Below are 18,610 nucleotides of genomic sequence, written 5' to 3'. Positions count from 1 at the left end.
GCGGCATGACATCTGGAGGGACCCGCGGTGGCAGCAGCACCAGTCTGGAGTGTCGACCCCCGAACCGGGAAGCAGCGTGAACAGGTTGCGGTGGAGGCCACAGCCGAGGAGGTGGACGCCGCAGTCCGGGCCGCCCACGACGCCCGTGGTTCCCTCGCGGACCGCACGGTCCGCTCGGCGTTCCTGCGTGCCGCCGCCGACGAGCTGGAGGCGGTCAAGGACCACCTCGTCGAGGCGGCGGACGCGGAGACCGCCCTCGGTCCGGTCCGGCTGAGCGGCGAGCTCGCCCGCACCTGCTACCAGTTGCGCGCCTTCGCGGACATCGTCGACGAGGGCGCCTTCCTCGACGTCGTGATCAACCACCCCGACGACACGGCGACCCCGCCGATCCCCGACCTGCGCCGCTACAAGGTTCCGCTGGGCGTCGTCGCCGTGTACTCGGCCTCCAACTTCCCCTTCGCCTTCTCCGTGGCCGGCGGCGACACCGCGAGCGCGCTCGCCGCGGGCTGCCCCGTCGTCGTCAAGGCCCACCCCGACCACCCGGCCCTGTCCGAACTGGTCGCGGCGGCCCTGCGCCGCGCCGCCGAGCGGCACGACATCCCGAAGGGCGTGCTCGGTCTCGTCCACGGTTTCCAGGCGGGCATCGAGCTGATCAAGCACCCGCTGGTCGCCGCCGCCGGGTTCACCGGCTCCGTTCGCGGCGGCCGTGCCCTCTTCGACGCGGCGGCCGCCCGCCCCGTCCCGATCCCGTTCCACGGTGAACTCGGCTCGCTCAACCCGGTGGTCGTCACCGAGGCCGCCGCCGCCGAGCGCGCCGAGACGATCGGCGCGGGTCTCGCGGGCTCCATGACGCTGGGCGTCGGCCAGTTCTGCGTCAAGCCCGGCCTGGTCCTGGCCCCCGCGGGGGCGGCGGGCGACCGTCTGGTGAAGTCCCTGACCGAGGCGGTCAGCGACACCGACGCCGGCGTCCTGCTCGACCACCGCATGCGCGACAACTTCGTCGCCGGGGTCGCCGAGCGCGCGGCCCTCCCCGATGTGGAGTCCCCGGTCACCGCAGGCCCGGGCGGCGAGCACACCGTGAGCGCGGGCTTCCTCACCGTCCCGGCCGAGAAGCTCACCACGGAGGGCGAGTACGACCTGCTTCTCGAGGAGTGCTTCGGCCCGATCACGGTCGTCGCCCGCTACGAGGACGAGGACGAGGCCAAGCGCGTCCTGGGCCGGCTCCCCGGCAACCTCACCGCGACGGTGCACCTGTCGAGCGAGGAGGCGGCGGGGGAGGGCCGTGGCGCGGAGATCCTTCAGGAGCTGACCCCGCTGGCAGGGCGCGTACTTGTCAACGGCTGGCCCACCGGGGTGGCGGTGGCGCCCGCTCAGCACCACGGTGGTCCGTACCCGGCGACCACGTCCACGTCCACATCGGTCGGCGGTACGGCGATCGAGCGGTGGCTGCGGCCCGTGGCGTACCAGAACGCTCCGGAGGCCCTGCTCCCGCCGGAGCTGCGGGACGACAACCCGCTGGGTCTGCCGCGGCGGTTCAACGGCCGTCTGGAGCGGTGACCGTTTCATCGCGGTTCATGCCGTAGGGGTGTTGCGGGGTGCGGCGCCTCCGCGGTCGGTCAGCGCCCGCGCGACCAAGCCGCGCGAGGCGTCACATCCCCGCACCCCCGAAAAACACTGCCCCCTACCTCGGCACCTGGGACACTCTGGCAATGGACCTCGAACTTCCCGAACTCCCTTTCCTCCTTCGTACGTACGGGCCTGAAGGCCACTGGTCGTACGAGGACGGGGTGCTCACCGGCTGGGCCGGGGCCCGGCAGGATCGTTTCGTGCCGCCCACCGGTGAGTCCCTGGACGCCGCCTCCGACGCGCCCCGGCTGCTCGGGGCGCCGGAAGGGGACTTCCAGCTGATCGCCCGCGTCACCGTCGGCTTCGCCGCGGCCTTCGACGCAGGTGTGCTCTACGTCCACGTCGGCGAGCGGGCGTGGGCGAAGCTGTGCCTGGAGTACTCGCCGGACGTGCCCACCGTGTGCACCGTGGTGACGCGGGGGCACTCCGACGACGCCAACTCCTTCACCGTGGAGGGAAGTTCGGTCTGGCTCCGGATCAGCCGGACCGGCCGCGCCTTCGCCTTCCACGCCTCCCGGGACGGGGAGCGGTGGACGTTCGTCCGGCTGTTCACCCTGGCCGACGAGAAGGAGACGGACGCGGCGCTGGTCGGCTTCATGGCCCAGTCCCCGATGGGCGAGGGCTGCGTGGTGACGTACGACGGGATCGAGTTCCGCCCGCACTGGCCGCAGGACCTGCGGGACGGTTCATGACGAATCGGCCGGGCGCCGCAGGCGCAGCGTGGCCACGGCCGTCGTGGTGAACAGCACCGCCGACACCGCGAGCCCCCACCGCATCCCGGCCTCGAAGCCCCCGCCCACCAGCGCACCGAACACGGCGATGGCCAGGCCCCCGGCCACCTGACGGGCCGAGTTCAGTACGCCCGCCGCCAGGCCCGCGCGGTCCGGGGGAACCGCCTCCATCATCGTCGCCGTCAGTGGCGGCACCGTGAGGGCGCATCCCAGGGCCGTCGGGACCAGCAGGACGGCCACCGCGGCGGACGGCGTCGACGTGTCGACACACAGCAGGAGCAGCAGCCCCGCCACCGCCAGCCATTGCCCCAGCAGCATCGGCAGCCGGGCGCCGTACCGCCCCGCCAGCTTGCCCGACGCGATGTTGGTCACCGAGATCAGCCCCGTCATCGGAAGGAACATCAGCCCGGCGGACAGCGCGGAGCGCCCCTGTACCTGCTGGAAGAACAAGGAGAAGAGGAACACCACACCGTAGAACGCCACGCTGCACGCCGCCCCCGCCGCGACGGCCACGCGGACGTACCGGCTGCGGAAGAGCCCGAGTGGTACCACGGGGTGTGCCTGCCGGGTCTCGATCCGTACGAACGCCGCACCCGCGACGACGGCGACCGCGAGCGCCACCAGGCCCGTCGTGCCGCCCTCGATCACCGCGAACGTCAGCGCGGCGAGGGCCACGACCGCCGTGAGCTGACCGGGGACGTCCAAGGGTGCCGGCCGTGGCTGCGAGCGCGGTGTGCGGAGCAGCGACAGCAGCGCCAGTGCGCCCACCGGCAGATTGATGAAGAAGATCCAGCGCCAGTCCCACGCCGTGGTCAGCGCCCCGCCGGCCACTGGGCCCAGGGCGACCGCCACCGAACCGCCCGCCGCCCACACGGCCACGGCGCGCGCCCGCCGCGCCGCGTCCGGGTACGCCTGCCGCACGAGCGCGAGGGAGGCAGGCAGGACCACGGCCGCCGCCGCGCCCTGCGCCACCCGTGCCCCGATCAGCAGCGCCAGGTTCGGTGCTCCTCCGCATGCCGCCGACGCCAGAGTGAACACGGCGATGCCTGCCCCGAAGGCCCGGCTCGCCCCGGCCCGGTCCGCGAAGGCCCCCGTCGACAGCATCAGCGCCGCGAACGCCAGCGTGTAGGCGTCGACGACCCACTGGAGCCCCGACAGACCGGACTTCAGCTCGGTCCCGATCGCCGGGAGCGCCACGTTCACGACGGAGGCATCGAGCGTGATGATCGCGAAGCCGAGAAGGGCGGCGGTCAGGGTGAGCGCGGCCGAGGTTGATCGCAACTGCCGCTCGGTACCGCCTGGGGACTGCGTCTTCGTCATCGGGTGGTTGGTCGACATGTTTTCACTGTGCGGATCTCCGGCGACGTACAGTAGTGGCCCGAATGCCAGACGTCCGGAGGTTTTGGCCATGGCCGAGGAGCGAGGGGTCCGCCGAGTCGCCGTCATCGCGGCGTCCCCGGTCTCGATGTTCAACCTTGCCATCCCCGAGCTGCTGTTCACGAGGACCGAGGTCGACGGACGCCCGGGCTACGAGGTGGTCATCTGCGCCCCGGAGCCCGGTCCCGTCCCCACCACCGGCGGCCTTGACCTGTACGTGCGTCACGGCCTCGAGGCCCTACGAGAGGCTGACACGGTGGTGGTCGCGGGCACCGGGTCGGCTCACGCGCCGGACGCGCGGGTCGTGGCCGCCCTGCGCGAGGCGGCCGCCGCGAACAAGCGCATCGCCTCCATCTGCACCGGTGCCTTCCTGCTGGCCGAGGCGGGCCTGCTCGCGGGCCGCCGCGCCACGACGTACTGGGAGCACGCCGATGAACTGCGCAGGCGGTACCCGGAGGTGGACCTCAAGGGAGACGTTCTGTACGTCCAGGACGGCCAGGTCGTGACGTCGTCCGGATACGCCGCCGGAATCGACCTGTGCCTGCACATCATCCGCACCGACTACGGCGCCGCCGTCGCCAACCGGGTCGCCCGGCTGGCCCTGGTCGCCCCCGTGCGCCCCGGCGGCCAGACCCAGTTCACCCAGACGCCGCTGCCACCCGAACGGGGCAACGCCTGTTCCGACACCCGCGGCTGGGCCATGCGCAACCTCGACAAGCCGCTCACACTCACCGACCTGGCCCGGCACGCGGGCGTCAGCGTGCGCACCCTCACCCGCCGCTTCCACGCCGAGAGCGGGGTCAGCCCACTGCAGTGGCTGCTCCACCAGCGCATCGAGCGGGCCAAGGAACTGCTGGAGACGACCACTCTGCCCATGGACCGGATCGCCCAGGCCTCGGGCCTCGGCACCGCCGACTCGCTGCGCGCTCATCTCGTCCGCCGGACGGGCCTGACGCCGAGCGCCTACCGCGCCCAGTTCAGCCGCCTCGGAACCGCCCCGGCCGCTGCCACGTCCTCCGTTGCATGATCCAAGAGCGTGTGACCGGAAGCCGGGTGATCCGCACCGCCCTGCCCGCCGAGGCGCCGGCCGTGGCCGATCTGCACGTGCGGGCCAGGGCGACGTACTACCCCGAGGGGCTGCCGCAGGACGGCACCGACTGGCTCGCCGCCTGGCGGGCCGCCATCCAACGGCCTGACGGACATGTGCTGTGCGTCGTCGAACACGGGCACCTCGTCGGCGTCGCCTCCTTCCGCACCCCCGAGGGAGCCCCCGCCGACACGGTCAAGCTCTTCCAGTTCCACGTCGACCCCGGTCACTGGCGCCGCGGCATCGGCTCGCAACTCCACGCGGCCTGCGTGGAGGAGTGGCAGGCCGACGGCATGCGGACGGCCGTCCTCGACGTGCACGCGGACAACCGGCGCGCCCAGGTCTTCTACGCCCGCCACGGCTGGGTCCCCGACCTCGAGAACCCGCCCGCCGAGGGCGACCACCACGTCCACCTCCGGTACGCCGTCCCCGGTGTCGCGGGGGAATGAAACGGAGCGCTTGAACGTTCACACAGCCTGCGGAGGGAGGCTCCGTACCCGTACGACCTGGAGAGAAGCCGAAGACATGCGCGTGGAGATCTGGTCCGACATCGCCTGCCCCTGGTGCTATGTCGGAAAAGCCCGCTTCGAGAAGGCGCTCCAGGCCTTCCCGCACCGGGACGAGGTCGAGGTGGTGCACCGCTCCTTCGAGCTGGACCCGCACCGCGCCAAGGACGACGTGCAGCCGGTCCTCACGATGCTCGCCAAGAAGTACGGGATGAGCGAGGCGCAGGCCCAGGCCGGTGAGAACAACCTGGGCGCCCAGGCCGCCGCCGAGGGCCTCGAGTACCGCACCACGGGACGCGACCACGGCAACACCTTCGACATGCACCGCCTGCTGCACTTCGCCAAGGAGCAGGGCAGGCAGGACGAGCTGATCCAGATCCTGTACCGGGCGAACTTCGCCGAGGAACGGTCCCTGTTCACCGAGGGCGACGAGCGGCTGGTGGAGCTGGCCGTGGAGGCCGGACTCGCCGCCGAGGACGTCCGCAAGGTCCTCGCCGACCCCACCGCCTACGCCGACGCCGTGCGCGCCGACGAGCGCGAGGCCGCCGAGCTGGGTGCGAACGGTGTCCCCTTCTTCGTCCTCGACCGGAAGTACGGCGTCTCCGGCGCCCAGCCCGCGGAGGTCTTCACGCAGGCGCTGACCCAGGCCTGGGGCGAACGCTCGCCGCTCAGGCTGATCGACGAGGGCGACGCGGACGCCTGCGGCCCGGATGGCTGCGCGGTGCCGCAGCACTGAGAACCCGCAGGTCAGACGGATGTATAAGGGTTCCTTGATGGAACCACGCACAAACAGGCGATGGACTGAGACTTCCACGGGCCGCACAGTGGTCCCATGGAGACCTTCGAGACCCTCGTCCGCGCCGAGTTCGCCCCGAAGAACACCTACCTGAACACCGCGAGCACCGGGTTGCTGCCGACCCGCACGGTGGAGGCCCTGCGGACCGCCGTGGAGTCGGCCGCCGTCGGGCAGCCCACCGACATGTTCGCCGACGTGGAGGCCGCACGCGCCTCCTTCGCCCGGCTGACCGGGGTTCCCGACCGCCGGGTGGCGGCGGGGGCCTCGGTCGCCGTCTACACCGGGCTGATCGCCGCCTCACTGCCCGAGGGAGCCGAAGTCGTCACCGCCGAGGGCGACTTCAGCTCGGTGGTGAACCCCTTCCACATGCGTCGCGACCTGAGGGTCCGCACCGTGCCGCTGGAGCGGATCGCCGAGTCCGTACGGCCCGGCACCGCGCTCGTCGCGGTCAGCGCGGCGCAGTCCGCCGACGGCCGGATCGCCGACCTGTCCGCCATCGGCGCGGCGGCCCGGGAGCACGGCGCCCGTACGTATGTGGACGCGTCCCAGGCCGTCGGCTGGCTGGACCTCGACGCGGACGCGTACGACTATGTCGCCGCCGTCGCCTTCAAGTGGCTCTTCTGCCCGCGCGGCGTGGCCTTCCTCGTGGTCCCGGAGGACCTGGGCTCCCTCCCCCCGCTCTTCGCCGGCTGGGTCGCGGGGGAGGAGCCCTGGGACAGCTGCTACGGACCGGTCGCCGAACTCGCCCGGTCCGCACGGAGGTTCGACGAGAGCCCGGCACTGTTCTCGTACGCGGGCGCCCGCCGCTCCCTGGAGCTGCTGGAGGAGGTGGGTGTGGCGCGGGTACGGGCCCACGACCTCGCCCTCGCCGACCGGTTCCTCAAGGGCCTCGGCGCACTCGGCCACGAACCGGTCCCCGCACCGGGCTCACCGATCGTGTCCGTGCCCGGACTCGGCCACCGGCAGGGCGAGTTGAGCCGGGCGGGGGTCGAGGTCTCGAACCGCGCGGGCAACCTGCGGGCGGCCTTCCACCTCTACAACACGCCCGCCGACGTCGATCGCCTGCTGGACGTGCTGTCCGACTGACCCCCGGCGCCTGGAGCCCCTCGCACGAAGGGTCCAGGCACCCGGCGGTCACTTCACGGGGGGGCGAAGTCCGGCGCCCCGATGCTGTGATCTCCGGGGGCGCCCCCGCACCCCCGGCCGGGCTCCGGCTCACCTCACCGGGGTGAAGTCCCGCGCCCCGATGCCGTGATCTCCGGAGGCGACCCCCGGACCCCCGGCCGGGCTCCGGCTCACCTCACCGGGGTGAAGTCCCGCGCCCCGATGAACTCGGGACGCCGGACCGGAGCCGCGAAGGGCTCCACCGCCGCGTTCTCCACGCTGTTGAACACGATGAACACGTTGCTGCGCGGGAACGGGGTGATGTTGGCACCGTGCCGTGCACGGCTCACGGTGGAGCCCCCGCGCGCTAAGCCGCAGGTCAGGCGGCTTCGGCCTGGGTTCCCGCTTCCCTTCTGCTGGTCGGCGTCGCCCGCTGGCCCGTGTATAGCCCGCGCTGGCCTCACGGGGGTGAAGTCCCGGGCGCCGATGAACTCCGGTCGGCGTACCGGCGCCGCGAACGGCTCGACCGCGGGGTTGTCGACGCTGTTGAACACGATGAAGACGTTGCTCCGTGGGAATGGCGATATGTTGACGCCGAACCGCGAAAGGGCCGCAGAAACCGTTGCCTGCGGCGACGCAAAGCCGCTGGTAAGGCAGCTTCAACCCCAATTCCCGCCGCCTGGTTTTTGATTGCACGTAAATCGTCGCCCGCGTATAGCCCGCGCCCGTGCATGGCCTGTTCTCGCGCCCGTGTACGGGCCGTCCCGTATGTCCCGCTGTCCCTGCGCGCTCCATACCGAGTGGCCAGGCCGCTCCCTGACTGCCGGCAGGCCCTTTCTCTCAGCGGCTCTGCCGCTGGCTGAAACATCGCGGGCGGGACAGCCGGGACAGCTGGCTTACCGCCCGTCCCGCCTGTTCCCGCAGGTCAACGCACGGTCAGGACAGCAGGACAGGGGAGACACCCCCCATGGCACGAAACTTGTCGTCGGGGATGGCCGGCGCCTTCTTCACCCGGTTCCGTTTGTTCCAGCTCTTGGCGTACTCCTTGATCAGGCCGTTGACCACGGCCGTGCCCGGCTTGGCGTCCTCGGGCTGAATGGAGCGGCCGCGCTCTTGTGGGCCTTGAGGGTGTTCGGGCTGTACTTCCCTCGGGCGATGAGCGCGGCGATGTACTCGATGTACGTCGCGGTCGTGCACGGGACGGCGACCCGGCCCATCTCCGCGCACCAGCGCTCGAACATGCCGCGCTGGGAGCGGTAGTTACTGTCGGTGCTCTCCGGCCTCGACTGCTCGTCGATGGCCCGGGCGGTCTCCTCGGAGACGTAGAAGTCGGCGGCGGTGTAGCCGGCCGCTGTGTGGTGGGCAGCTCCCCCGGGGCTCCCCCGGGCGCAGCACCGTGTGCTGCGTGAGGACCGGCCGGGCGAGCGCGCCTGCCAGGACGCGGCCTGGATCGGCGAGCACGGCCGGCAGGGCGTCCTCGTCGACCAGCTCGGCGTCGACGAACTCCACCTCATCATCCACGGTGTCAGCCTGCGAGCTGTCGACGAATCTCCGCGCGCTTGGCGTTCTCCCAGCGGGGGAGGTAGTCGGGGTGTTCCCTCCACTCCTCGCCGGCGGCCGTCAGGTGGTCCCAGGCGAGCGCGGCCTGCTCGTTGTCGTCGCCTCGCTTGAGGAGGTCGACGATGTACGCGGTGAGGCCCGCGAGCCCGAGCTTGTTGGAGTTTGAGATCCGGTAGAAGCGGGCCGCGGCGTCCGGGTCCAGGGTGTCGTCGCCGTTGATGGCCGCCCACTCCTCGTTGGCGCGCTCCATGATGAAGTCGTAGAGCGCCTGGGCGTCGTCGGCAGTGGGCATGATGATGGCCATCGGGCGTATTCCCCTCACTGGGCCGCTCAGCGAGGCAGCCTCGTATAACGGAAATTATACGGGGCTGACAGAGCAGGCGCCCGGTACGATAGGCGGCTTGACGATCCGTCGGACGGCGGCAACGGCCCGAGCCTTCCCGCTCCCTCTCTTAGCATCAAGAGGTTTCCTTGAGCACCCTCTCTCCTGATGTCCTCACGGCCGAGCGGCGGGCCGAGATCAGCAACTTCCTCACCGTAATTGCCGGGCCTTGGCTTGCGACGGGCGAGTGGCCGCTGTGGGGTAATGTTCAGCACCACTTCGACCGGTACAACGTGGACGTCGACGATCTCCTCCAACTTCTGCCACGCGTCGGGGAGGGTCCAGGCGCCCCGTTCGCCGCCGGGTACGGCTACACCACCGCGATGCGCTCGCCGATCGGCGAGGAGGACGTGGTACGGCTGACCGTCGCCGCCTCCCTCGTGCTGCCCGAGATGCGGATGGTGGTCGGCGATCCGTTCGTCCGCGTCCTGAACCACATGATCAAGCTGCACGCCGACAAGCCGGTCTCACCCAGCGAGGTCACCCGCGCCAAGCTGCGCTCCCGCGAACTGGCGGACGCGATGCCGTACCTCAAGCCCTGTTTCATCCAGGTACTGTCCGGCCTGTTGGCATACGAGCCGGCCATCAGCACCAATCGCATGGTCACTTTCAATGACAGCTCCTGGGAGTTGGACATCACGCGGAGCGTGCTGAAGTTCCGCGGTGTGACGACCGTGGAAGAGTACGTGGACAAGACTTGCGAGATCGTCGAGGCGAATGTCATCCAATTCCTGCCTTCAAACGTCTTGCACGTGAAGGCGCGGAACAGTGACGTCGCTGTACTCACGCACGCCGATGCGCCGGACCAGGCCCAGTCCGTCGCCGAGCGCGGACCGTACATCGACCTCGTCCTCCTAGACGAACTGGAGGAAGCAGGCCAGAAGAGCACGTGGAAGCACCACAAGCTCCTAGCCCTGTGCCGGGAACTGAACGACAACTACACGACCGGCAACCCCTATGCCTGCGCTGCCCTGATCCGGGCCGTCCTGGACCACATCCCGCCGGTCTTCGGACACAAGGACTTCAAGCAGGTGACGGCCCAGCACACGTTCGCCGTGAAACGGACTGACAAGGCGCACGCCCAGAGGCTCGCGGCCTTCAAGGACATCGCCGACGACGTAATGCACCGGCCCATCAGCGCCAACGTGCCGGTCATCGGCATGAACGACCTCCCGGAGCCGGCCCGTCTCAACGCGGTACTTCAGGAACTGTTGTCCATCCTCCGGTGACGGCGGACGGTCAACTCGGGCCGCCCCGCGTCTCGCGGGGCGGCCACAGAGGTCGAAAACGCCGGGCGCGTCGGGTGGTCGGGCCATCACCATGGCTCCATGGACGATGCGCTTGTGGATGATGTGGACGCCGCGGGGGATGACCCGCTTGATTTGACCCGGCTGCCTCCGCGCCGGTCGGAGTGGAACAGCATCGCTGTTCTCGGAGGTGCCCACGAGGACGATCTCGACCTGGCCCTCGGTTACCTGGAGGCGGGTGCCATCCTGGCGAGCCACTGGATCCGGACCGGCACGAACAACGCTCTGCCCGTGCCGATCTACTACCAGTACCGGCACGCCATCGAACTCGCCTTGAAGTGGAACATCCGGTCCGCTGCGGTGTGTCTGCGCCGAGACGGAGTGTCGGTGCCGCCCGACGAGCTCGACAACTTCTTGACGAGGTCCCACGTGATCGCGCACCTGGTGGACCGGCTGAACCAGTACCTCGGTCGGCTGATGCCGGCCCCGAACGACCGGATCGATCCGCCCACTCAAGACACCCTGGACTGGCTGCACCAGCTAGACGAGAACGGGCAGACCTTTCGGTACAGCACCGTGAAGGGCGGCAAGGGGCAGGGGTTGGTGCGGGCGCGGCCGAACCAGCAGAGGGTCGACCCGGCTGGCGGAGGTTGAGGGCGGGCAGCCCAGGCGGGCGACCGAGTGGGGCAAGGCCGCGCTGGCTTGGGCGGATCTTCATGTCTGCTGGGCCGTCACCGAGAGCGGCACGGCGGCCAAGGCTCTGGAGAAGAAGGTGCTGGCGCTGAATGCTACGGGAGTGGTGGAACCGCGCCCGCTGACTGCGGCGGGCTCGCCATGGTAAGCGTTGCGCCAGGGCGGGGCGCGGTACGGGGCGCCATGCAGCGGACCGACAAGGCGCACGCCGTGAGCTCGCGGCCTGCCTCCAAGGACGACTCTACTGACGGTTACGCCGTCACTCCGTTGCCCAGGACCTGACGCAAATCGTCCGCCAAGACAGAGCATCGAAATCCGGTGTCGTCGTCAAGCATCTCCGCGGAGGCGTCGTTGAAGGTCGCGGGCGTCACCCGGGAGAACGGACTTGTCCAGGCCCCCGCCTTGAGTTCGTACCGGCCTGGCTCCGAGAGCGTCGAAGTCCACTCCCATGTATTTCCGCACATGTCGTAGACCCCGTAGGGGCTTACTCCGCTGTGATAACGGGTGACCGGCGTGGTCGATCCGATACCGCTCTCGCGGGTGTTGCATTTCGCCGGAGTCTGCTGACTACCCCAGGGGTAGGTCTCGCCCCTGGGGCCTCGGGCCGCCTTCTCCCACTGCTGCGAGCTCGGCAGTTCCTTGCCGGCCCAGGATGCGTAGGCAGCGGCGTCATGCCAGGTGACGAACACTACGGGGTGGTCGAGAATGCTTTCCGGACACCTACCCTTGGGCCAGTGCTGCGGAGCCGTGTGTCCGGTGGCTGCGACGAATCGCTCATAGTCCGAGTTCGTCACTGGGTAGAGGTCGATGTAGAAGGCTGGGAGCCAGACGGGGTTGTTCCCGGCTCCCGACAAGTACACGCCCGCGTCGACGAGAGCCATCTTCTTGCCGTCATGTGGGTGTCGGACCTGATGTTGCTTGGGAAGGGCCGGGCCTTCCTCCGCCCTCTGGTCGGGCAGCACCGATCCTAAAGAGCTCGTGAGTTTCACGAACCGTGCGTGGACCTCCGGCGAGGATGTCGCCAGGGCTGTGTCCAGGGCCGCTTGATTCACAGGGCGGATCTTGATCGTCTCACCGCGGGCCTCCCACTTGGAGACCATGCGATCACTCACTCCGAGCTTCGCGGCGAACGCCTCAATGCTCATCCGCTGTGCCTCACGCAGCGCCCGGACCTCCAGCCCGGTCCACCTCTCAACTGTGGCCACCCGAGACTCCTTTGAGTGAATCAACGGAGCCCAGCGTAGTCACATGATCGTCAGCGCGTGTCGTTACAGCGGATCTGCTGGGACCTCCATGTACGCCTTGCGAAGAGTGTCGATGATTGGGTGGTCGTCAGTCAGGGCGATGTCGTCGACTCCACTGACCACACGAACCCCGATCGCGGAGTTGGTCGCGAAGACGGCCTCCATACCTGCGATGTCCGCGAGTCGGACTGGCCGCTCGTCGTACTCGTGTGCTGCCTTGAGGAGCTGCATCGTCACGCCTACGAGGATGTCCGCCTCTGGCCAGATCACCCGGTCTCCATCGAAGAAACCGATGTTCCACGTGCCACCCTCCGAGATGAGCGACTGCTCGTCTACGAACAGCGCATCGCCGAAACCGTCGAGCTGAGCGGCTCGCCGATGCAGAAGCTGCCCGAACAAGCCGACACTCTTCACGGTCGGCAGGTCCCGGACGTACGTCCTGGTCTGCACCCGCATCGGTGACAACGGGAGATTCGTTGCCGGCCTCATCGTGACCAGCACTTCAGGATCCGCCTTGGCGGCGGGGTGGCCCATATCGAAGTTCGGGTCGAAGACTGTTACTCGCACGACGCACGTTCCCGCAGTGGAGGCTACGCGTCGCGCCAGCTCCCGCACGCGCTCCGGGTCCAGCTCGGCGTCGAAGAGAGCCTTGCAGTCCCTCACGAGTCGGTCCAGGTGGAGCGACAGCCCACGCACCCGGCCCTCCTCGACACGCATGGACGTGAAGTGTCCATACCCGGTAAGGGCGAGGGTCTTGAGCTGATCCACGCTGATTGGTTCGCCATTCAATTCCGCCATGCCGCCAGCATGGCACCGCCACCGCGCGAGCAGACGACAAAGTCCCTGGTAGAGGCCCCAAGTTCGGTGAAAGTTCGGTGCCAGGGCAGTGGGAGGACGTTCCGATCCCCTCGCTGCTCGGGCGAATCTTGTCCTGTCGCCGCGGACCGCTAGCACCGCGCCGAACAGCCGCTTCTCTTCCCTGCCGGGCTGACCGACGCCTGCGCTGGGCAACCCTGCCGACCCTGAGATGGGAGTTCGCCATGCCCCGAACGAGCATGACCTTCGGCAAGAGCCACTTGGTCATCGAGACCGGTACTCGCGAGCACGATGGGACGACCATCGTCGAGCGCAAGGGACTGGGACATCCCGACACCCTTGCCGACCACCTGGCCGAACGGCTGTCCCGGGCGTACAGCCGCTACACCGTGAAGCACTTCGGCGCCGTGCTCCACCACAACTTCGACAAGCTCGCTCTGTTGGGTGGGGCGAGCGAGGTCCGCTACGGCGGCGGCAAGATGACGGGACCTGTGCGGGTTCTGGTAAACGGGCGAGCCGCGCCCGCCTGCGGTGGCGAGAGCATCCCCGTCCTGGAGATCGTCGAGGCGGAGGTCCGGGAGTTCTTCGCCGAGTGTCTTCCGGAGGTGTCGGATCATCTCGACATCGCTTTCAACATCACGAGCAACTCGAGCCCCGGCGCCGTGCTGACCAGTAATGCGGTCCCGGACAGGACCCGCTGGTTCAACCCGCGGTCCATCGACGACCTTCGGGAGCGTCGGGTGCGGCTCTCGAACGACACGTCACTCGGTACGGGCTGGGCGCCGGAGAACCCCTTCGAGTCGTTTGTGCGCGAGCTGGTGGACCACCTCTCGGGTCAGAGCGACTTCAGGCGAGCCCACACCTGGTGCGGCTCGGACGTGAAGCTCATGGGCTACTGGGACGGAGAGAGCGCCGACATCGTGCTGTGCGTGCCGCAGAAGTCGCGCCACGTCGGCAGCCGCACGGAGTACATCCGCAACACCGAGACCGTCCTCGCCGAGTGCCATCGGCTCGCCGGCATCCGCCTCCCCGAAGCCGAGGTCCGGTTCCGGCTTAACGCTCGCGACATCCCGGAGAAGGACGAGCTCTACCTGACGTACACGGGAAGCTCGATCGAGTCAGGTGACGAAGGGGTCGTTGGCCGAGGTAACCGCATCAACGGCCTCATCACGCCTCTGCGCCCGATGAACCTGGAGGGCGCCAACGGCAAAAACCCCGTCTACCACGTCGGCAAGCTCTACAATATCGCCGCACAGCGTCTCGCACACCGCCTGTACGAAGCGACCGATGGACAGGCCGAAGTCCACCTCGTCAGCACCACGGGGCAGCGGCTCGACCAACCGTGGCGCATCCTGGTCCGTCTGTCCTCGCCGGACGTCGAGGTCGACAAGGTTCAGGCGCTCGTCGCCGAGGCCCTCGATGGGTTCCCGGCTCTGACCGACGAGCTCGTCTCGGACGGGATCGTGCTGAGCTGATGACCCCGAAGACGCTCGGAGAAGTGCCGCCGGGGTGCCGGCGGCGCCTTCTCGACCACTACGGCCCATCGGCGGAAGGGTGGCTTCGGGACGCCCCGAGCCTCCTGGCCGAGGCGGCCGAGCGGTGGAACCTCTCGTGGCAGGGCTACCACGATGCAGGACACACCTCTGCCGTCGCGCTGGTAACCGCCCTCGATGGGACGCCGCTGATCCTCAAGGCGTGGTACGAGCCAATGCGCTACCGCCACGAGATCGCCGCGCTGCAAGCATGGGCCGGCGGCCCGACCGCAGACGTCATCGAAGCGGCGGACGACCTGTCGGTGGCGGCCCTGGAACTGATCGGCGGCCGACCCGGCGGCGCCGCCCCTCTCTCGCGTAAGAGACAGATGGTGGCCGCTGCGATCCAAGGGCTTCACTCCCTCGGCCGCAGCAGAACGACGCCGGATCTTCCCAGCCTTGAGCACTTCCGTCAGGACGTGGTCGTGCCTCGCATCCGCCAACGGGCACAGAGCCTCGATCTCGGCACCATGGAGGCCCTCGTGAAGGAAGCGTGCGAAGGGCTCTCCGACCTGCGGGAAGACCCGACCCGGACCACGATCCTCCACGCCGACCTGTACCAGGAGAACGTGCTCTTCGACGCCGGAGGGCACCCGCGCCTGATCGATCCGCACCCCTTGGTGGGCGACGCCGTGTTCGACTGGGCCTTCTGGACGGTCTACTACGACCTCGAGCGAGGAGTACCCGACCGGCTGGCGACTGCTTCTCGGATCTCCCGCATCCCAGTTCCGGAGATCGCCCCGTGGTGCAGGGTCCTCGCCGTCGACGGCCTCCTCTACTACGCGGAGATCCACGACCCCGCCAAGCCGAAGATCGCCAAGGTGCTGTCCTCCCTGATGGCCTCCAGCCCAGGGGGCGATTGGTGACCACGTACATCCTCCGTCACGGGCAAACCGACTACAGCAAGCAGTACCTCGTCAACGGCGACCCCACGTGCCCCATCCAGCTCAGCGAAGAAGGCGTGAGCTCGTGCAGGCGAGCATGGGCGGTGCTTCCTCTTCACAGCGTGCGTCCGTGGTTGGCGAGCGAGTTTCCGCGAGCCCAGCAGACGGCCGCCCTCCTGATGGGAGTGCCCGAGGCGAAGCTCGAAGTGGACGCTCAGCTCAACGAGCTGGACTACGGGGAGTTCGAAGGCGGCCCGTTCTTGAAATATGCTGCGTGGCTCGACCATCACGGCAGGGCACAGCGCCCGCGCCGTGCCCGAGAGTCCCAGCGAGAAGGCATTCAGAGGATGCTCTCCGGAGTACGCGCGGCCTTGGACTATCCGGGGCCCCGCGTCCTCGTCTGCCACGGCTTGCTCGTGTCGGTCCTGCTCTGGCATCGAGATCGCTCCCCGGGCGAGGCCATGCCGCTGTTCTTCCCGGAGGCCCCATGCGTCGAGCCGCTCGCCGTCTCCGACGAGGCTCTGCATGGGTGGATCGGCACCCTGTTGACCGATCTTGACGGCGAGGAGCCGCAAGACCGAGGTGAACGCGGTGGCGCCGCGATATTGCGGGTCGATGAGGGTTCGGCGGTTGCTACCGTCGACCGCGTAGTTCACCCGCCGGAGGAGAAGGAACCCCCTCATGCATGATGCCCGCGCCCTGATCGAAATGGGTGCCGAAGCGGTACGTCGCCTCGCTCGCCGTGGCTACTCGCTGGACCTGTCCGCGCTGGAGAGCCTCCAGTCGCGGCGCAACCAGAACATCCGCTTGGCGGACGAGCTGCGGGCAGAGTCCAAGAGAGTGGCCGGCGAGGTCCAGCAGACGGCGAAGCAGGGTGGGGACATCTCCAAGCTGAAGGAGCGTGCCCGGGAGATCAAGGACCAGATCCGCGAGATCGAAGCCGACCAGGAGACGGTGCAGCAGGAGCTCCGCAACCTCCTCCTCAGCATCCCGAACCTCCCGGATGACAGGGCCCCGGACGGCGACTCTGAGGAGTTCGCGGTCGAGGTCCGCCGCGTGGGGACTCCGCCGGCCTTCTCCTTCGAGCCGAAGGATCACGTCGATCTGGGCGAGGCCACTGGCATCCTCGACTTCGCTCGCGCGACGAAGCTGTCGGGCCCGCGCTTCGCGGTCACGCGTGGGGCCGGTGCAGCCCTTGAGCGAGGGCTCGCGGCGCTTTTCCTCGACCTTCACACGCGCCGCCACGGCTACGTCGAGCACTCGGTTCCGTTCCTGGTCACGCGCAAGACGATGACCGGCACGGGCCAGCTGCCGAAGTTCGAGGAGGACCTGTTCAAGACCAGCGTCGCAGAGCGCGAGCTGTTCTTGATCCCGACCGCTGAGGTCCCGCTCACCAACCTCTACGCGGACGAGATCATCCCGTCCGCCGAGCTACCGATCGCCCTCACCGCACACACTCCGTGCTTCCGCTCGGAGGCCGGCTCTTACGGCCGCGACACCCGGGGCCTCATCCGTCAGCACCAGTTCGGCAAGGTGGAGATGGTGCGGATCTGCGATACCGAGGACGCCGACGCCGAGCTGGAGAAGATGATCGGCCACGCCGAGGCGTGTCTGAAGGAGCTGGGCCTCGCATATCGCGTGGTCACCCTGGCCGCAGGCGACACGGGCTTCGCTGCCCAGCTCACCTACGACCTAGAGGTGTGGATCCCGAGCCAGAACACCTATCGCGAGATCTCGTCGGTCTCCAACTTCGGCACTTTCCAAGCGCGTCGCGCGAACATCCGCACCCGCGGCGCGGACGGGAAGCCCAAGCTGGCTGCCACGCTCAACGGCTCGGGCCTCCCGATCGGCCGCACGCTGGCCGCGCTGCTCGAACAAGGGCAGCAACAGGACGGCTCCATCGTCCTGCCTGAATCACTCGTCCCGTACCTCGGCTTCCGCCGAATCTCGGCGGACGGAACACCGGAGGCATAGTGCTCGTCGGCGTCTGCGACTTTCCTGGTAGCTACGCTTTCCCCCCTGCCGGATACGGCGGGATCGAACGATGGCTTTGGGCGGTCGCAGTAGGCGCCCGAGCCGCAGGCGCCGACGTACACCTCCTGGGCCCGGGATGGCTCCCGGATCTGGAAGCCACATGGGTCCGGAAGCCGATCCGCCTCGAAGATGTCACCCCGGGCTCGCTGAACGAGCGCGAGCTGAAAGCCGCTGGCTACGACCTGATGGTTGTCGGCCACGAGTACCCGTCCCTGCCTACCTGGGTACGTACCTGGAGCCAACTGGACTGCGACGTAGCCACGTTCCAGCACTCCCCACTGTTCCGACACGCGGAATCCGCCTTCGACGGCAAGCGCTCACGGCTCTACTGCTACTCGCCAGAGATGATCGAGCGCTACGCGGCCCATCAGCCCATCCCGGAACTGGCTGTCCACCTCGGCCTGCACGAGGAGGAACCGCCGGCCACCAAGGGACGAGACCTGGTGTGGCTCGGCCGCATCGACGAGGAGAAGGCTCCCCACCTCGCGGTGCGAGCCGCCCAGATACTCGGTCGCCGCATCCGCATCGTCGGTCCTGTCTTCAGCGAGGACTACGTACGGAGCCAAGAAAAGGTCTTCTCCGCAGAGCACGTGGAGTGGGTCGGCGAACTGGGCGGCTCGGCGAAGACGGCCGCCATCCGTGACGCCTCCGTGTTCGTCTACACCTACGACCGCACCTACGTGGAAGCGGGCGCCGCCATCTTCGGCGAATCGCTGCGGGCGGGAACCCCCATGGCCGCGCTGACCTGGCGGGAGGGAACCTGCGCCCAAGCCGCACTCTGCGACCGTACAGGCGTAACAACAGTGGTCTCACCCGACGCGGACGACGAGACGGCGTCCCGGGCCCTCGCTGAGGCGATCGAGCGTGCTGACGCACTGAGTCACGCCGAGGTACAAACCGTTGGCCAGTACCGCTTCGATCCCGCCCGGCACTTCGAGGCCATGGCAGCCTGCTGATGCTGACAGGGCCTCCCACACGTCAGATAGCATCT

At 68.8% G+C, this 18,610-nt stretch carries 18 protein-coding genes and 2 pseudogenes; 13 read left to right on the top strand and 7 right to left on the bottom strand.

The genetic code is table 11. The features are described 5' to 3' along the window. Positions 1 to 27 precede the first annotated feature (27 nt). Both SY2F82_RS35580 and SY2F82_RS35575 read left to right on the top strand, forming a co-directional pair. Positions 28 to 1,557, top strand: a complete 1,530-nt coding sequence (locus SY2F82_RS35580; RefSeq protein ID WP_200423232.1) for an aldehyde dehydrogenase (NADP(+)) — start codon at positions 28 to 30, stop codon at positions 1,555 to 1,557. A 152-nt stretch (positions 1,558 to 1,709) separates the two neighbouring features. Further along, the gene (locus tag SY2F82_RS35575) at positions 1,710 to 2,318 is read left to right on the top strand and encodes a DUF1349 domain-containing protein (protein WP_200423231.1); all 609 of its coding nucleotides are present in this window, start codon (positions 1,710 to 1,712) and stop codon (positions 2,316 to 2,318) included. Here the strand turns inward: SY2F82_RS35575 and SY2F82_RS35570 are convergent. Next, positions 2,313 to 3,695 carry an MFS transporter gene (locus SY2F82_RS35570; protein WP_200423230.1) on the bottom strand — a complete coding sequence of 461 codons (1,383 nt, stop codon included), beginning with the start codon at positions 3,693 to 3,695 and terminating at the stop codon, positions 2,313 to 2,315. The two genes, SY2F82_RS35575 and SY2F82_RS35570, sit on opposite strands and share 6 nt — an antisense overlap. A gap of 70 nt (positions 3,696 to 3,765) precedes the next feature. Here SY2F82_RS35570 and SY2F82_RS35565 point away from each other — a divergent pair, with 70 nt between their 5' ends. From SY2F82_RS35565 to SY2F82_RS35550, 4 genes are all read left to right on the top strand, one after another. Next, positions 3,766 to 4,761 (top strand): GlxA family transcriptional regulator, encoded by a 996-nt coding sequence (locus tag SY2F82_RS35565; protein WP_200423229.1) that lies wholly within the window; start codon positions 3,766 to 3,768, stop codon positions 4,759 to 4,761. Then, positions 4,758 to 5,270: a GNAT family N-acetyltransferase gene (locus SY2F82_RS35560; protein ID WP_200423228.1), complete on the top strand. Its 513-nt coding sequence runs from the start codon at positions 4,758 to 4,760 to the stop codon at positions 5,268 to 5,270. Before SY2F82_RS35565 ends, SY2F82_RS35560 begins: the two co-directional genes overlap by 4 nt. A gap of 76 nt (positions 5,271 to 5,346) precedes the next feature. Continuing rightward, positions 5,347 to 6,063, top strand: coding sequence for a DsbA family oxidoreductase (locus SY2F82_RS35555; protein ID WP_200423227.1), 717 nt, complete (start codon positions 5,347 to 5,349; stop codon positions 6,061 to 6,063). A gap of 96 nt (positions 6,064 to 6,159) precedes the next feature. Continuing rightward, positions 6,160 to 7,209, top strand: a complete 1,050-nt coding sequence (locus SY2F82_RS35550; protein ID WP_200423226.1) for an aminotransferase class V-fold PLP-dependent enzyme — start codon at positions 6,160 to 6,162, stop codon at positions 7,207 to 7,209. Between the two features lie 209 nt (positions 7,210 to 7,418). On the opposite strand, the pseudogene SY2F82_RS35545 reads toward SY2F82_RS35550, so the two are convergent. The 4 genes and pseudogenes from SY2F82_RS35545 to SY2F82_RS35535 all read right to left on the bottom strand — a co-directional run. Then, a pseudogene (locus SY2F82_RS35545) lies at positions 7,419 to 7,568 on the bottom strand (ectoine hydroxylase); the annotation flags it as partial. 117 nt (positions 7,569 to 7,685) lie between these two features. Continuing rightward, positions 7,686 to 7,823, bottom strand: a pseudogene (locus SY2F82_RS35540) (ectoine hydroxylase); the annotation flags it as partial. Between the two features lie 340 nt (positions 7,824 to 8,163). Beyond that, positions 8,164 to 8,292, bottom strand: coding sequence for a hypothetical protein (locus tag SY2F82_RS39605; protein WP_268980421.1), 129 nt, complete (start codon positions 8,290 to 8,292; stop codon positions 8,164 to 8,166). A gap of 460 nt (positions 8,293 to 8,752) precedes the next feature. Further along, positions 8,753 to 9,091 carry a hypothetical protein gene (locus SY2F82_RS35535; RefSeq protein WP_200423225.1) on the bottom strand — a complete coding sequence of 113 codons (339 nt, stop codon included), beginning with the start codon at positions 9,089 to 9,091 and terminating at the stop codon, positions 8,753 to 8,755. Positions 9,092 to 9,258: 167 nt separating this feature from the next. On the opposite strand from SY2F82_RS35535, the gene SY2F82_RS35530 reads away from it, so the two are divergent. Both SY2F82_RS35530 and SY2F82_RS35525 read left to right on the top strand, forming a co-directional pair. Then, positions 9,259 to 10,398 (top strand): hypothetical protein, encoded by a 1,140-nt coding sequence (locus tag SY2F82_RS35530; RefSeq protein WP_200423224.1) that lies wholly within the window; start codon positions 9,259 to 9,261, stop codon positions 10,396 to 10,398. A 99-nt stretch (positions 10,399 to 10,497) separates the two neighbouring features. Next, positions 10,498 to 11,070 carry a hypothetical protein gene (locus tag SY2F82_RS35525; protein WP_200423223.1) on the top strand — a complete coding sequence of 191 codons (573 nt, stop codon included), beginning with the start codon at positions 10,498 to 10,500 and terminating at the stop codon, positions 11,068 to 11,070. A gap of 290 nt (positions 11,071 to 11,360) precedes the next feature. Here the strand turns inward: SY2F82_RS35525 and SY2F82_RS35520 are convergent, their stop codons facing one another. Together SY2F82_RS35520 and SY2F82_RS35515 are read right to left on the bottom strand one after the other, a co-directional pair. Beyond that, positions 11,361 to 12,314, bottom strand: coding sequence for an SUMF1/EgtB/PvdO family nonheme iron enzyme (locus SY2F82_RS35520; protein ID WP_200423222.1), 954 nt, complete (start codon positions 12,312 to 12,314; stop codon positions 11,361 to 11,363). Between the two features lie 63 nt (positions 12,315 to 12,377). Further along, positions 12,378 to 13,151, bottom strand: a complete 774-nt coding sequence (locus tag SY2F82_RS35515) for an aminotransferase class IV family protein (protein ID WP_200423221.1) — start codon at positions 13,149 to 13,151, stop codon at positions 12,378 to 12,380. 242 nt (positions 13,152 to 13,393) lie between these two features. On the opposite strand from SY2F82_RS35515, the gene SY2F82_RS35510 reads away from it, so the two are divergent. The 5 genes from SY2F82_RS35510 to SY2F82_RS35490 are packed head-to-tail and all read left to right on the top strand — an operon-like array spanning position 13,394 to position 18,575. Next, on the top strand, positions 13,394 to 14,644 hold the full coding sequence (locus SY2F82_RS35510; protein WP_200423220.1) for a methionine adenosyltransferase: 1,251 nt from the start codon (positions 13,394 to 13,396) through the stop codon (positions 14,642 to 14,644). Continuing rightward, positions 14,644 to 15,567 carry an aminoglycoside phosphotransferase family protein gene (locus SY2F82_RS35505; protein ID WP_200423219.1) on the top strand — a complete coding sequence of 308 codons (924 nt, stop codon included), beginning with the start codon at positions 14,644 to 14,646 and terminating at the stop codon, positions 15,565 to 15,567. Before SY2F82_RS35510 ends, SY2F82_RS35505 begins: the two co-directional genes overlap by 1 nt. Then, on the top strand, positions 15,564 to 16,274 hold the full coding sequence (locus tag SY2F82_RS35500; protein ID WP_200423218.1) for a histidine phosphatase family protein: 711 nt from the start codon (positions 15,564 to 15,566) through the stop codon (positions 16,272 to 16,274). Before SY2F82_RS35505 ends, SY2F82_RS35500 begins: the two co-directional genes overlap by 4 nt. Beyond that, the gene (gene serS, locus SY2F82_RS35495; protein ID WP_200423217.1) at positions 16,267 to 17,559 is read left to right on the top strand and encodes a serine--tRNA ligase; all 1,293 of its coding nucleotides are present in this window, start codon (positions 16,267 to 16,269) and stop codon (positions 17,557 to 17,559) included. Before SY2F82_RS35500 ends, serS begins: the two co-directional genes overlap by 8 nt. Beyond that, positions 17,559 to 18,575 carry a glycosyltransferase gene (locus SY2F82_RS35490; protein ID WP_200423216.1) on the top strand — a complete coding sequence of 339 codons (1,017 nt, stop codon included), beginning with the start codon at positions 17,559 to 17,561 and terminating at the stop codon, positions 18,573 to 18,575. The genes serS and SY2F82_RS35490 overlap by 1 nt, the downstream gene beginning before the upstream one ends. The last annotated feature ends 35 nt before the right edge of the window (positions 18,576 to 18,610 follow it).

It is taken from the genome of Streptomyces sp. Y2F8-2 (genome assembly GCF_014905555.1).
GTDB classification, from domain to species: domain Bacteria; phylum Actinomycetota; class Actinomycetes; order Streptomycetales; family Streptomycetaceae; genus Streptomyces; species Streptomyces cynarae.
Note: the sequence above shows the minus strand (reverse complement) of the source record. Positions and strands in the feature narration are given on the sequence as shown.